Genomic DNA, 13,666 nt, shown 5'->3' on the forward strand with positions numbered 1-13,666 from the left:
CGTCGTGGAAGCAGTGATCGCAGTGGTGGCCCTGCTCTTCGTGCTCTTCGTCGTGCTCGGCGTGTACGCCACGGTGAAGGTCGTCGGCGCCGCCAAGCGCGGCGTGGACCGCACCCTCACCCAGGCCCGTCGCACGGTCGAGGACCACACCCTGCGGGCCAAGTCGTTCGCCCAGCCCGGCCCCGCCGGGGAGATCGCCCAACTGCGGCTGAAGCTGCGCACCTCGATGCGGGCCACCCAGGACGCGCTCGCCGCGGGCGCCGCCGAGGACGAGTCCCTGAAGGAGTCGCTCGCCCTGTTCCAGCGGCTCAGCGTCCACGGACACGAACTGGACGCCGATCTGCGGCGCTTGGAGTCCGAACCGGACCGGGCGACGCTCACCGAGCGGCTGCCCGCACTGCGGGAACGCACCGAGCGCATCACGCGGTCGGCGGACTCCCTGCGCTGGGCCGCCCGCGACCGCGCCCACCGCTTCGCCGACGACGACCTGGACACGCTCAGCGCCCAGATCGACGTCGAGGCCGGCGCCCTGCGGCACTGGACGACGGAGGAACCCGCGGCGTCCTCCACCGGCACCCCGCCGCCGCCCTGGCCGGAGGCCCCCGCCGCCGACGCCGCCGGGGACCGGCAGACCTGGCAGGACAGCCCGCAGTCGCGGACCGCCGAGGAGCCGACGCGGCCCGCCATCACCCCGCCGGGCCCGCGCCAGAGCCACCCGTGGCAGAAGAAGCCCCGCCCGGAGAGCACCACCTGAGACCAGCGCGCCGCGCCCCGTTCCGGCGCAGGCGAGAGGGCCGGGCTGCCGTACGGGCGGTACGCCAGGTAACCTCCAGCTCATGTCCCGCCATGTCGCGATCGTCACCGATTCAACGGCCTACCTGCCGCCCCGGACGACGGAGCGCCACGGCATCACCACGGTGCCTCTCACCGTGGTCCTCGGCGGCCGGGCACTCGAAGAGGGCACCGAGATCTCGACCCGCTCCCTGGCCCAGGCACTCCAGAAGCGACGCCCCGTCACCACCTCACGCCCCAGCCCCGAGCTGTTCGCGGAGACCTATCGCAAGGTCGCCGCGTCCGGCGCCACCGGGATCGTCTCCCTCCATCTCTCCGCCGAGCTGTCCGGCACCTACGACGCTGCGGTCCTCGCGGCGAAGGAGGCGCCGGTGCCGGTGCGGGTGGTGGACACCGGCATGATCGCGATGGCGCTGGGCTTCTGCGCGGTGGCGGCGGCCGAGGCGGCGGAGACGGGCGGCACCGTGGACGACGCCGTCACGGCGGCCGAGAAGCGGGCCGCCGACACATCCGCGTACTTCTACGTCGACACCCTCGAATACCTGCGCCGCGGCGGCCGGATCGGTGCCGCGCAGGCCCTGTTCGGCTCCGCGCTCGCGGTGAAGCCGCTGCTCCAGCTCGACGACGGCCGGATCGGGCCCCTGGAGAAGGTGCGGACGGCGTCCAGGGCCATCGCCCGGCTGGAGGAGATCGTCGCCGAGCGGGCGGGTGCCGCAGCGGTCGACATCGCCGTGCACCACCTCGCCGCCGCCGACCGGGCCTCGGCGCTGGCGGAGCGGCTGCGGGCGCGGGTGCCCGGGCTGGCGGAGCTTCATGTGAGCGAGGTCGGGGCGGTGATCGGGGCGCACACGGGGCCCGGACTGCTGGGGGTCGTGGTCTCGTCGCGGTGACGAGCTGCACTGAGCCGCGCTGAGCCACGCTGACTGAGCTGCACTGAGCTGCACTGAGCTGCACTGTGGCTCACGCGTGTGGGTGACGGAGTTATCCACAACTGGGTGGTAATCCCCGGGAATTGACCAAGATCATCGCGAGGACGGCGATGTGCCCGATCCTCCTCGCATGGCACTTCGATCACGCACACGCGGTACGTCCGCCACCAGCGGGCCGGGCCGAGTCCCCGGCTCGGACAGCCGGACCCGTCATCGCCGCCGCCCACCGCTGCGCGGCAGGGGCGCCACCCGGCAGCGGCAGGCCTCCGCCGAGGAACTCCGGCGGAGGGCGCAGCTGTTGTTCGGCGAACGCGCCACGGAACGCGCCGAGGAGTGGCGGGAGTCGGGCGCGGGGCCGCCTTCTGACGAGGCGAGGGAGGCGCGGAGGCCCGCCGGGGCGGGGACTTGGCGGAAACGGGCGGGACTCGCCCTGCGGGAGCGCATGCCGGTGTGGTTGCAAGCCCGGGTCGGGCTGGAGCGGCGGAGCGTGCTCGCGCTGGCCGTGCTGCTCGTCGTGGCCGCCGGATTCGCCGTGCAGCACTTCTGGAGTGGGCGCACCGAGACGGTACGGGCGCCGGAGGTGGTCGAGGCGGCGGCACCGCACGCGGAGGCGGATGCGGGCCCGGGTCCGGCCCCGGGGCGGAGGCAGGGGCCGGGCGAGGCCCTGGACGCTCCCTCGGCGGCCGCCACGGGCACGCCGGGCGCCGAGATCGTCGTGGACGTCAGCGGCAAGGTCCGGGAGCCCGGGATCCACCGGCTGCCGGCGGGGTCACGGGTCGTGGACGCCCTGGAGGCGGCGGGCGGCGTACGGCCCGGCACGGACACCGCCGGGCTCAACCGGGCGCGGTTCCTCGTCGACGGCGAGCAGGTGGTCGTGGGCGGACCCGCTCCCGCTCAGGCCCAGCCGCCTGCCGGGGGAGCCGCGGCGGGCGCGGCCCCGACGGGTCCCGTCTCCCTCAACACCGCCACCGTGGAACAGCTGGACACCCTTCCCGGCGTCGGCCCCGTCCTGGCCCAGCACATCATCGACCACCGCACCCGGCACGGCGGCTTCCGCTCCGTGGAGGAGCTGCGGGAGGTCAACGGCATCGGCGAACGGCGCTTCGCCGACCTGCGGAATCTCGTACAGCCATGACACCCCGGGAACCGCACGGGGAGTCGGCACCGGGCGCCGGCCGGCGGGAGGTGCACGCCGCGTCCGGGAAGCGGCTGGGAGACGCACATCCGCGCCAGGAGGGACCGGCGGACCTGCGGCTCGTCGTACCGGCGCTGGCGGCCTGGGCGACGGCGGCGCTGACCCTGGGGGCACCGCCGGGGTGGGCCGTAGGGGTGGTGGCGGGCGGCACGGGCGTCGCGCTCGCCCTGCTGTGGGCGGTGCGAAGGCGGGATCGCCGCCCGGCGCGGGCACTGCCCGCCGCATGGCCTCGGATGCCGGTCGTCGCCGTGCTGCTCTGCGTCGCCGGGGCCGCCGCCTCGGCGGGGCTGCACGGGGCGGATCTGCGCCGGGGGCCGGTGCCGCGACTGGCGCGCGAGTACGCCACCGTGACCGTCGACGTCGAACTCACCTCGGATCCCCGGCTGAGCCGCCCGCGCGTCACCGGCAACCACCTTGCGCGGGCGTCCGTGCTGGTGAACGCGGAGGTGCGGGCGGTGCGAGGGCCGGCCCCGGCGGGGCGGCGTGCGGGGCCCGGCACGACGGTGACGCGGACGCCGGTGCTGGTGATCGTCGACGCGGGAGCCGGCACCCCGGCCGGCCCTCGGGCGAGGCCGTCCCCCTGGCTCGGCCTGCTGCCCTCCACGCGGCTGCGGGTGACCGGGCGGCTGGTGCCCGCGGCGGTCGGCGGGGACCGGATCGCGGCGGTGCTGCGGGTACGGGAGCGGACCGCGCCGGTGGTGGTGGAGGAACCGACGGGGGCGCAGCGGTTCGCGGGGCGGTTGCGGGCCGGGCTGCGGGAGGCCACCGACGGGCTGCCGGCCGACGCGCGAGCCCTGCTGCCGGGGCTGGTGGTGGGCGACACCTCTCGGATCGGCCCTGAGCTGGACGCGGCCTTCAAGGAGACCGACCTGGCCCACACGCTCGCCGTCTCCGGCAGCAACCTCACCATCGTCCTCGCGCTGCTGCTGGGCCCGCCCGGCCTGGCCCAGCGGGCCGAGCGGCGCGGGCCGGCCCCACGCCTCGGCGTGTCCCTGCGGGGGACGGCGGTGCTCGGCGGGGTGCTCACCCTGGGGTTCGTCGTGGTGTGCCGGCCCGACCCGAGCGTGCTGCGGGCCGCGGCGTGCGGCGCCGTCACGCTGCTCGCGCTGGCCACCGGACGCCGCCGGTCCCTGCTCCCGGCGCTGGCGGCGGCCGTGCTGGTGCTGGTGCTGTACGACCCGTGGCTGGCGCGGAGCTACGGCTTCCTGCTCTCGGTGCTGGCCACGGGGGCGCTGCTCACGCTGGCGCCCAGGTGGAGCGAGGCGCTGCGCCGGCGCCGGGTGCCGCCCCGGCTTGCGGAGGCGCTGGCGGCCGCGGCGGCCGCGCAGGTGGTGTGCGCGCCGGTCGTCACGGTGCTGTCGGCGCGGGTGAGTCTGGTGGCGGTGCCGTGCAACCTGCTCGCGGAGTGCGCGCTGGCCCCGGCGACGGTGCTGGGGTTCGCGGCGCTGGCGGCGGCGCCGGTGGCGATGCCGGTGGCCGAGGCGCTGGCCTGGTGCGCTAGTTGGCCGGCCGGGTGGATCGCGGGCATCGCCCGGACGGGCGCGGCGCTGCCCGGCGCCGGTGTCGACTGGCCCGGCGGCTGGGCGGGGGCAGGGCTGCTGCTCTGTGTCACGGTGGCCGTCGTGGCGGCCGGCCGACGACTGCTGCGGCACCCCTGGCTGTGCGTGGCCGCGGGGCTGCTGCTGGTGCTGGCGGTGGTGCGGCCGCCCCCGCTGACCCGGGTGGTCACCGGGTGGCCGCCGCCGGGCTGGCGGCTGGCGTTGTGCGACGTGGGACAGGGCGACGCGGCCGTGCTCGCGGCGGGCGAGGGCACCGCCGTGGTCGTGGACGCGGGTCCGGACCCCGCGCTGGTGGACCGGTGTCTGCGCGGCCTGGGTGTGACCAGGGTGCCGCTCGTCGTGCTCACCCACTTCCATGCCGACCATGTGGCCGGGCTGCCCGGCGTGCTGCGTGGCCGCTCGGTCGGAGCCGTGCAGACGACGGGGTACGAAGAGCCCGCCGACCAGGCGCGGTTCGTGCGCGCGGCGGCGGCCGCGCGGGGGATCCCGGTCACCCGCGCCGTCGCCGGGGAGCGGCGCCGCAGTGGCGACCTCACCTGGGAGGTGCTGTGGCCGCCACCCGCGGGACCACCGTCGGCGGTACCGGTGCCGGAGGGCCCGAACGACGCCAGCGTCGCCCTGCTCGTCCGGTCGGCGGGGCTGCGGGTGCTGATGCTGGGCGACCTCGAACCCCCGGCCCAGCAGGCGCTGTTGCGGACCCCGGCGGCGGCGCTGATCGGCGGGGTGGACGTCCTCAAGGTCGCCCATCACGGCTCCGCCTACCAGGACCCGGAGCTGCTGCGCCGGACGGCACCGCGGCTGGCGCTGATCTCCTGCGGTACGGACAACCCCTACGGGCACCCGGCGCCCAGCACCCTGGCGGCGCTGCGGGCCGGGGGCGCGGCGGTGCTGCGGACGGACCGGGACGGGGCGGTCGCGGTGGTCGGTGAGGGCGGGGAGATACGGGTGGCGCGAGACTGAGCTCATGAACTCAGCAGAGGTTGACGCATATCTCCGCCGCCTGGGGGTCGCCCGCCCGGCCTGGCCCACCCTCGACGTTCTGCGCGAGCTCCAGCTCCGCCACCTGCAGACCGTGCCCTTCGAGAACCTGTCGATCCACCTCGGCGAGGCGGTCGTGCTCGACGAGAAGCGGTTGCTGGACAAGGTGGTGGGCGCTCGGCGGGGCGGGTTCTGCTACGAACTGAACGGCGTGTTCGCCGCGTTGCTGGACGCGCTGGGCTTCGATGTGACGCTGCTGGCGGCGCGGGTGTACGGGGAGGAGGGGCGGCTCGGCATCCCGTACGACCATCTGGCGCTGCGGGTGCGGACGGTGGACGCGGGGGAGTGGCTGGCCGACGTCGGCTTCGGGGCGCACAGCCACTACCCCCTGTCCTTCGAGGAGCGGCATGAGCAGAGCGACCCCGGTGGCGTCTTCCGGCTCGTCGAGGCGGGGCCGGACGCGGCGGGCGTACGCGGCGGTTCGGGGGCGGCGGACGCGGTCGACCTGGACGTGCTGAAGGACGGCCAGCCGGAGTACCGGCTGGAGACCCGGCCGCGGGTGCTCGCCGACTTCGTGACCGGGGCCTGGTGGCACAGCACCTCGCCGGAGTCGCACTTCACGCGGTCGCTGGTGTGCTCCAGGGTCACGGAGGACGGCGGGCGGATCACGCTCAGCGGACGCAAGCTGAAGGCGACAGCGGCGGACGGGACGCGGGAGGAGTACGAGTACGGGGAGGGGGAGGACGAGGAGGTGCTGGCCGTGTACCGGGAGCAGTTCGGGATCGTCCTGGAGAACGTGCCGGAAGTGCGTAAAGCCGACGGGACGGACTGATTCCGGCTGTACGACTCGAAGAGGGCTGTACGACTCGGAGAGGGGCATGGGGTGCAGGGTGGTCGGCGGCGGTACGGACCCCTTCGGCTCGTTCGTGACGGCCGTTCCGGCGGGTGAGTACCGGCTGGCGGTGTCGGCCGAGGGGTACGCCCCGTTCCGGGCGGCCACCACGGTGGAGGAGGGCACCCCCGCCTCGCCGGGGGACGTGACGCTGCAGACCGCCGAGCCGCCGGAGCTGCCGGCGCCGGGCGACTGGGAGATCGAGCCGGCGCACTCCTCCATCGGCTTCACCGCCCGGCACATCGGGCCGGCGCGGATCCACGGGCGGTTCAACACCTTCGCCGGAGCGATACGGCTCACCGACCCGATGGAGGGGTCGGCGATGCACGTGGTGATCGGGGCGGCGTCCATCGACACGAACGTGCGGATGCGGGACGACCATCTGCGGTCGGCGGACTTCCTCGACGTGGAGCGCTTCCCGGCCATCGAGTTCTACAGCGACCGGTTCGTGCACAGGGGAGGCAGCCGGTGGGCGGTGACCGGGGCGCTGTCACTGCACGGGGTGACACGGACGGTCACACTCGACACGGAGTACCTGGGGCTGGGGAACGGCATGGAGGGCAAGGTGCGGGCGGCCTGCCGGGCGACGGCGGAGCTGCACCGCGACGACTTCACCGTGAGCTGGCAGACGATGCCGGCCCGGGGCATCGCGGTGGTGGGGCCGAGCATCCGGATCGATCTGGACGTGCAGGCCGTCCCGAAGGCGGCCGGTGCGGTGGCCGGCCAGGGGTGACGGAGAATGTTCGCCGTGAGTGATGTGAGACATGTGCTGGTGCTGCCCGACCGTGACGCGGCGGAGGAGGTGGCCGAGGCACTGGGGGAGCGGTTCTCCCTCGACGAGGAGCCGCAGCTCGTGCGGGACGCGCTGGCCGGGGAGGACGACGCCGAGGACGCGCAGTGGCTGGTCGTCGTCGCGGACGCGGAGGGGCGACTGGACGCGCGGGAGCTGGACGAGTTCGCCGGGGAGTGGGACGGCTGGCGCGAGGAGCCGTAGGGCGGCGGCGTCCCGCTGTCAGTGCCCCGTGCCATGCTTGTCCCGATGGCCAGGAACACTGCGAATGACGACCCTCTCGCCCCGGTGACGCTCGCCGTGGGCCAGGAGGACCTCCTGCTCGACCGTGCCGTGCGGGAGGTGGTGGCCGCCGCCAAGGCCGCCGACGCCGACACGGACGTACGTGACCTGACCCCGGATCAGCTGCAGCCCGGCACGCTCGCCGAGCTGACCAGCCCGTCGCTCTTCGCGGAGCGCAAGGTCGTGGTCGTGCGCAACGCGCAGGACCTCTCGGCCGACACGATCAAGGACGTCACGGCCTATCTGGGGTCGCCCGTCGAGGAGATCACCCTCGTGCTGCTGCACGCCGGTGGCGTCAAGGGCAAGAAGCTGCTCGACGCCGCCCGCAAGGTGGGGGCGCGGGAGGTGGCCTGTCCCAGGATGACGAAGCCGGCCGACCGGCTGGCGTTCGTCCGGCAGGAGTTCCGGGCGGCCGGGCGGTCCGCCACCCCCGAGGCCTGCCAGGCGCTGGTCGACTCGATCGGCAGTGACCTGCGGGAGCTGGCCTCCGCGGTGTCGCAGCTGGTCGCCGATGTCGAGGGCACGATCGACGAGGCCGTCGTCGGGCGGTACTACACCGGCCGCGCCGAGGCCTCCAGCTTCACCGTCGCCGACCGGGCGGTGGAGGGCCGGGCGGCCGAGGCACTGGAGGCGCTGCGCTGGTCGCTGGCCACCGGGGTCGCGCCCGTGCTGATCACCAGCGCGCTCGCGCAGGGCGTGCGGGCGATCGGCAAGCTCTCCTCCGCACGCGGCGGCCGGCCCGCCGACCTCGCACGCGAGCTGGGCATGCCGCCATGGAAGATCGACCGCGTGCGCCAGCAGATGCGGGGCTGGACCCCGGACGGCGTGGCCATCGCCCTCCGCGCGGTCGCCGAGGCGGACGCCGGCGTGAAGGGCGGCGGCGACGACCCCGAGTACGCCCTGGAAAAGGCGGTGGTCACCATCGCGCGGGCGGCTCGGTCCAGGGGGCGGGCGTAGAGCCGGTGGTGGCGCGCAGGCCCCAGGTGTGGGTGTCGGCCCGCGGTCAGGGGGCAGGCCCCAGCCCGGCGGAGGAGAATCGGGCGTATCAGCCGTAATCGCCGGAAGCGCGGAAAGGTGGCGATCGTCATGGCTGAGCACCCCCACGCCGTACTCGTCCGCAGGGGCTACGAGTGCTTCACGAGCGGTGACATGGACGGCCTGCGGGCGATGATGACCTCGGACTGTACGCACCATGTGCCCGGCAGCCACCCCTTGTCCGGTGACTTCAAGGGCCAGGACGCGGTCATCGGCATGTACCGCAGGCTCATGGAGGAGACGAACGGGTCGATGGAGGTCGACCTGCGCTGCGTCGCGGTGGACGGCCGTGGGCACGCCGTCGCCATGCACCACATCACGGCGGACCGCCAGGGCAGGCACCTCGACGACGAGGGAGCCATAGTCTTCCGGATCGTGGGAGAGAAGATCAGCGATCTCGACGAGTGCGTCCAGGACCTCGACGAGGCCAACGCCTTCTGGGCGTGACGCGCCGACACTCTGGACCCCCTTACACGCGCACGTATGCGCGCGCGCACGCCGAAGGCCCCGCCGCCCGTCCTGGGGAAGGACGAGGCGGCGGGGCCTTCGGATCAGGCTGGTGAGTCCGTTCCCGCGTGGCGAACGCAGGCCGCGAACAGACTCGGGGTGCCGGCCGGGAGCGGATGAGAGAGGGCCCGCTCTGGGTCCTGCCGGCGATCAGACCAGATAGGGGGTTCAGCCCTGGAGGGACGCGACCTTCGCAGCCAGCGCCGACTTCTTGTTGGCGGCCTGGTTCTTGTGGATGACGCCCTTCGAGACGGCCTTGTCGAGCTGACGCGCGGCGGCGCGCTGGTACTCGGTGGCCTTCTCGGCGTCACCCGCGGCAGCGGCCTCGCGGGCCTTGCGGATCGCGGTCTTCAGGGAGGACTTGACGGCCTTGTTGCGCAGCCGAGCCTTCTCGTTGGTCTTGATCCGCTTGATCTGGGACTTGATGTTCGCCACGAATGAGCCTTTACAGGTTCAGGCACGGGGCCAGGGAAATGCCGGGTCCCGTACCAGGTGATTTCTTGGGGTCGTGCCTCGCGCTGAGAGGGCATGAGACACAGCCCCCTACACTACCAGCGGCCCTTCCAGTGGCCCAAACCGGTCGCCGCGCCGCACCCGTGGGACCATGGAAGCTACGTATCGATCCGACCCGAGGCATAAGGCGCCTCAAGAGACAGGACCCTGCGTGCCCGCGACCCCTAACAATGTGCCCGAGCCGAGCCGTACCGACCCGGCTCTGATCCGCAATTTCTGCATCATCGCGCACATCGACCACGGCAAGTCCACGCTCGCCGACCGGATGCTCCAGCTGACCGGCGTGGTCGAGCAGCGGCAGATGCGCGCCCAGTACCTCGACCGCATGGACATCGAGCGCGAGCGCGGCATCACGATCAAGTCCCAGGCGGTGCGTCTGCCGTGGGCCCCGACCCACGACAAGAGCAACACGCACATCCTCAACATGATCGACACGCCGGGGCACGTCGACTTCACCTATGAGGTCTCGCGGTCGCTCGCCGCCTGCGAGGGGACGATCCTCCTCGTCGACGCCGCCCAGGGCATCGAGGCGCAGACCCTCGCCAACCTGTACCTGGCGATGGAGAACGACCTCACGATCATCCCGGTGCTGAACAAGATCGACCTGCCGGCCGCGCAGCCCGAGAAGTTCGCCGAGGAGCTGGCCAACCTGGTCGGCTGCGACCCGAGCGACGTGCTGAAGGTCTCCGCGAAGACGGGCCTGGGCGTCGAGGCGCTGCTCGACAAGGTCGTCGCCGAGATCCCGGCCCCGGTCGGCGTCAAGGACGCCCCGGCCCGCGCGATGATCTTCGACTCGGTCTACGACTCCTACCGCGGTGTCGTGACGTACGTCCGTGTCATCGACGGCCAGCTCAACAAGCGCGAGCGCATCAGGATGATGTCGACCGGCGCCACCCACGAGCTGCTGGAGATCGGCACCAACTCGCCCGAGATGCTGCCCGCCGACGGCCTCGGCGTCGGCGAGGTGGGCTACCTGATCACCGGTGTGAAGGACGTCCGCCAGTCCAAGGTCGGCGACACCGTCACCAGCCAGCACAAGGGGGCGACGGAGGCGCTCGGCGGCTACAAGGACCCGAAGCCGATGGTCTTCTCCGGTCTGTATCCGCTCGACGGCTCCGACTACCCCGAGCTGCGTGACGCGCTGGACAAGCTCCAGCTCAACGACGCCGCGCTCGTCTACGAGCCGGAGACCTCCGCCGCGCTGGGCTTCGGGTTCCGCGTCGGCTTCCTCGGTCTGCTCCACCTCGACGTGATCCGTGAGCGGCTGGAGCGCGAGTTCGGCCTCGACCTGATCGCCACCGCGCCGAACGTGGTCTACCGCGTGGTCATGGAGGACGGCACCGAGCACACCGTCACCAACCCGAGCGAGTTCCCCGAGGGCAAGATCAACGAGGTGTACGAGCCGGTCGTGCGCGCCACGATCCTGGCTCCGACCGAGTTCATCGGCTCGATCATGGAGCTGTGCCAGACCCGGCGCGGCACCCTGCTCGGCATGGACTACCTCTCCGAGGACCGCGTCGAGATCCGCTACACGCTGCCGCTCGCGGAGATCGTCTTCGACTTTTTCGACCAGCTGAAGTCCAAGACCCGCGGCTACGCCTCCCTCGACTACGAGCCCACCGGCGAGCAGACCTCCAGCCTGGTCAAGGTCGACATCCTGCTGCACGGCGACAAGGTGGACGCCTTCTCGGCGATCACCCACCGGGACCAGGCGTACGCGTACGGCGTCCGGCTCGTCGCCAAGCTCAAGGAGCTGATCCCGCGCCAGGCCTTCGAGGTGCCGGTGCAGGCCGCCATCGGCTCCCGGGTGATCGCCCGCGAGACCATCCGCGCCATCCGCAAGGACGTCCTCGCCAAGTGCTACGGCGGTGACATCTCCCGTAAGCGGAAGCTGCTGGAGAAGCAGAAGGAAGGCAAGAAGCGGATGAAGATGGTGGGTTCGGTGGAGGTTCCGCAGGAGGCCTTCATCGCGGTCCTGTCCAGCGATGACAGCGCGGGATCGGGCAAGGGCAAGAAGTAACCGACGGTTACATCGCCGACCGGCGACAAAGCGGACAGTGAGGGGCCCGTCGTGCGAAAGTGCGGCGGGCCCCGGTGTGTGTTGCGGGTATGTCTCTGTAGGAAGTGACAGGCCGCAGACCCTTACGCAGCGGGCGGCCGGGCCCTAACCTGTCCCTGCTCGATAGTTACTCGCGAGTTAAACAACGGCGCGCGAGTGAAAACCGCCCTGAGCCAGCCGCACCGTCGCGGGCCCCCGGAGGATGTCGTGAGCGACACACAGACTTTGATCGAGAACCGTCCGCCGTCCGTCGCCGGCCTCTTCCTGGAGCGCGTAGCGGCCACCCCGGACGCCGAGGCCTACCGCTACCCGGTGCCGTCCGCCACCGGCGCGGGCCCCGACGACTGGAAGTCGCTGAGCTGGGGGCAGGCCGCCGAGCGGGTGCACGCCATCGCGGCCGGTCTGATCGACCTCGGTGTCGAGCCCGAGCAGCGGGTCGCGCTGGCCTCCGCCACGCGGATCGAGTGGATCCTCGCCGACCTCGGCATCATGTGCGCGGGCGCGGCCACCACCACGATCTACCCGCAGACCAACGCCGACGAGTCGGCGTTCATCCTCTCCGACTCCGGCAGCCGCGTGCTCATCGCGGAGGACGCCGAGCAACTGGCCAAGGCGCGGGAGAAGCGCGCCGAGCTGCCCGAGCTGACGCACGTCGTGGTGCTCGACGCCACCGGGGTCGAGACCGGCGACTGGGTGCTCAGCCTCGCCGAGCTCGAGGCCCGCGGCGCCGCCCGGCTGGAGCAGGACCCCGGCCTGATCAAGCAGCGGGTCGGCGCGATCACCAAGGACCAGCTCGCCACCCTCATCTACACCTCCGGCACCACCGGCCGCCCCAAGGGCGTCCGCCTGCCGCACGACAACTGGTCGTACATGGCGAAGGCGACCGCCGCGACCGGCCTGATCAGCGCCGACGACGTGCAGTACCTGTGGCTGCCGCTCGCCCACGTCTTCGGCAAGGTGCTCACCTCCGGGCAGATCGAGGTCGGCCACGTCACCGCCGTCGACGGCCGCGTCGACAAGATCATCGAGAATCTGCCGGTCGTGCAGCCGACGTACATGGCGGCCGTCCCCCGCATCTTCGAGAAGGTCTACAACGGCGTCGTCGGCAAGGCCCGCGCGGGCGGGGCGGCCAAGTACAAGATCTTCCAGTGGGCCGCCGGGGTCGCCCGCGAGTACGCCAAGGTCACCCAGGACAACTTCCGCCGCACCGGCACCGCCTCCGCCCCGTTCGGGCTGTCCGCCAAGCACAAGGTCGCCGACACCCTCGTCTACTCCAAGCTGCGCGAGGCCTTCGGCGGACGCCTGCGGGCCTGCGTCTCCGGCTCCGTCGCCCTGGCCCCCGAGATCGGCTACTTCTTCTCCGGCGCCGGCATCCACATCCTGGAGGGCTACGGCCTGACCGAGTCCTCCGCCGCGTCCTTCGTCAACCCCGGCGAGGCCTACCGCACCGGCACGGTCGGCAAGCCGCTGCCCGGCACCGAGGTGCGGATCGCCGAGGACGGCGAGATCCTGCTGCGCGGCCCCGGCATCATGGAGGGCTACCACGGGCTGCCCGAGAAGACCGCCGAGGTGCTGGAGCCCGACGGCTGGTTCCACACCGGGGACATCGGCGAACTGTCCCCCGACGGCTACCTGCGGATCACCGACCGCAAGAAGGACCTGTTCAAGACCTCGGGCGGCAAGTACGTCGCGCCGACCGAGATCGAGGGCTCCTTCAAGGCGGTGTGCCCGTACGTCTCCAACATCCTCGTCCACGGCGCCGACCGGAACTTCTGCACCGCCCTGATCGCCCTCGACGAGGCGGCGATCCTGGGCTGGGCCGCGGACAACGGCCTGGCGGGCAAGCCGTACGCGGAGGTGGTGGCCGCCCCCGCGACCGTGGAGCTGGTCGACGGGTACGTGAAGCAGCTCAACGCGCAGCTGCAGCGCTGGCAGACCATCAAGAAGTTCCGGCTCCTGCCCCGCGACCTCGACGTCGAGCACGGCGAGATCACCCCGAGCCTGAAGCTGAAGCGGCCGGTCGTGGAGCGCGAGTACAAGCACCTCATCGAGGAGATGTACGAGGGGACGCGCGAGGCGTGAGGCCCGATGGCGCGAGGCACAGGCCTGGTCGCGTGAGGCATAGGCCCGGTGGT

General features: G+C 72.7%; 12 protein-coding genes. 11 read left to right on the forward strand and 1 reads right to left on the reverse strand.

The window, feature by feature from the left end:
* The first annotated feature begins 4 nt into the window (after positions 1 to 4).
* From ACSU6L_RS24685 to ACSU6L_RS24725, 9 genes are all read left to right on the forward strand, one after another.
* Complete coding sequence (locus ACSU6L_RS24685) at positions 5 to 754, forward strand: hypothetical protein (RefSeq protein WP_437060118.1); 750 nt, start codon at positions 5 to 7, stop codon at positions 752 to 754.
* Positions 755 to 836: 82 nt separating this feature from the next.
* Positions 837 to 1,682: a DegV family protein gene (locus ACSU6L_RS24690; RefSeq protein ID WP_437060120.1), complete on the forward strand. Its 846-nt coding sequence runs from the start codon at positions 837 to 839 to the stop codon at positions 1,680 to 1,682.
* A 169-nt stretch (positions 1,683 to 1,851) separates the two neighbouring features.
* Positions 1,852 to 2,856, forward strand: a complete 1,005-nt coding sequence (locus ACSU6L_RS24695) for a helix-hairpin-helix domain-containing protein (RefSeq protein ID WP_437060122.1) — start codon at positions 1,852 to 1,854, stop codon at positions 2,854 to 2,856.
* Entirely contained in the window at positions 2,853 to 5,435 is a 2,583-nt protein-coding gene (locus ACSU6L_RS24700) for a ComEC/Rec2 family competence protein (protein ID WP_437060124.1), read from the forward strand. Before ACSU6L_RS24695 ends, ACSU6L_RS24700 begins: the two co-directional genes overlap by 4 nt.
* Before the next feature lie 4 nt (positions 5,436 to 5,439).
* Positions 5,440 to 6,285 (forward strand): arylamine N-acetyltransferase family protein, encoded by an 846-nt coding sequence (locus ACSU6L_RS24705; protein WP_437060126.1) that lies wholly within the window; start codon positions 5,440 to 5,442, stop codon positions 6,283 to 6,285.
* A 46-nt stretch (positions 6,286 to 6,331) separates the two neighbouring features.
* Positions 6,332 to 7,078 (forward strand): YceI family protein, encoded by a 747-nt coding sequence (locus ACSU6L_RS24710; RefSeq protein ID WP_437060128.1) that lies wholly within the window; start codon positions 6,332 to 6,334, stop codon positions 7,076 to 7,078.
* A gap of 15 nt (positions 7,079 to 7,093) precedes the next feature.
* Positions 7,094 to 7,339, forward strand: coding sequence for a hypothetical protein (locus ACSU6L_RS24715; RefSeq protein WP_073938954.1), 246 nt, complete (start codon positions 7,094 to 7,096; stop codon positions 7,337 to 7,339).
* Positions 7,340 to 7,384: 45 nt separating this feature from the next.
* A complete protein-coding gene (gene holA, locus ACSU6L_RS24720; protein WP_437060130.1) occupies positions 7,385 to 8,374 on the forward strand; it encodes a DNA polymerase III subunit delta in 990 nt (329 codons plus the stop codon).
* Between the two features lie 129 nt (positions 8,375 to 8,503).
* The gene (locus ACSU6L_RS24725) at positions 8,504 to 8,899 is read left to right on the forward strand and encodes a nuclear transport factor 2 family protein (protein WP_437060132.1); all 396 of its coding nucleotides are present in this window, start codon (positions 8,504 to 8,506) and stop codon (positions 8,897 to 8,899) included.
* Positions 8,900 to 9,127: 228 nt separating this feature from the next.
* Here the strand turns inward: ACSU6L_RS24725 and rpsT are convergent, their stop codons facing one another.
* Positions 9,128 to 9,394 carry a 30S ribosomal protein S20 gene (gene rpsT, locus ACSU6L_RS24730; RefSeq protein ID WP_437060134.1) on the reverse strand — a complete coding sequence of 89 codons (267 nt, stop codon included), beginning with the start codon at positions 9,392 to 9,394 and terminating at the stop codon, positions 9,128 to 9,130.
* A gap of 229 nt (positions 9,395 to 9,623) precedes the next feature.
* On the opposite strand from rpsT, the gene lepA reads away from it, so the two are divergent.
* Together lepA and ACSU6L_RS24740 are read left to right on the forward strand one after the other, a co-directional pair.
* On the forward strand, positions 9,624 to 11,492 hold the full coding sequence (lepA, locus tag ACSU6L_RS24735) for a translation elongation factor 4 (protein ID WP_437060136.1): 1,869 nt from the start codon (positions 9,624 to 9,626) through the stop codon (positions 11,490 to 11,492).
* A 246-nt stretch (positions 11,493 to 11,738) separates the two neighbouring features.
* Entirely contained in the window at positions 11,739 to 13,613 is a 1,875-nt protein-coding gene (locus ACSU6L_RS24740) for an AMP-dependent synthetase/ligase (protein WP_437060138.1), read from the forward strand.
* Positions 13,614 to 13,666: the final 53 nt, after the last annotated feature.

This window comes from Streptomyces sp. enrichment culture (genome assembly GCF_964272855.1).
GTDB lineage: Bacteria > Actinomycetota > Actinomycetes > Streptomycetales > Streptomycetaceae > Streptomyces.

Bases quoted from the DNA above. Each gene is read 5' to 3' on its own strand.
- ACSU6L_RS24690 (WP_437060120.1), top strand. From the start codon at position 837: ATGTCCCGCCATGTCGCGATCGTCACCGATTCAACGGCCTACCTGCCG.
- ACSU6L_RS24695 (WP_437060122.1), top strand. From the start codon at position 1,852: ATGGCACTTCGATCACGCACACGCGGTACGTCCGCCACCAGCGGGCCG.
- ACSU6L_RS24700 (WP_437060124.1), top strand. From the start codon at position 2,853: ATGACACCCCGGGAACCGCACGGGGAGTCGGCACCGGGCGCCGGCCGG.
- ACSU6L_RS24705 (WP_437060126.1), top strand. From the start codon at position 5,440: ATGAACTCAGCAGAGGTTGACGCATATCTCCGCCGCCTGGGGGTCGCC.
- ACSU6L_RS24710 (WP_437060128.1), top strand. From the start codon at position 6,332: ATGGGGTGCAGGGTGGTCGGCGGCGGTACGGACCCCTTCGGCTCGTTC.
- holA (WP_437060130.1), top strand. From the start codon at position 7,385: ATGGCCAGGAACACTGCGAATGACGACCCTCTCGCCCCGGTGACGCTC.
- ACSU6L_RS24725 (WP_437060132.1), top strand. From the start codon at position 8,504: ATGGCTGAGCACCCCCACGCCGTACTCGTCCGCAGGGGCTACGAGTGC.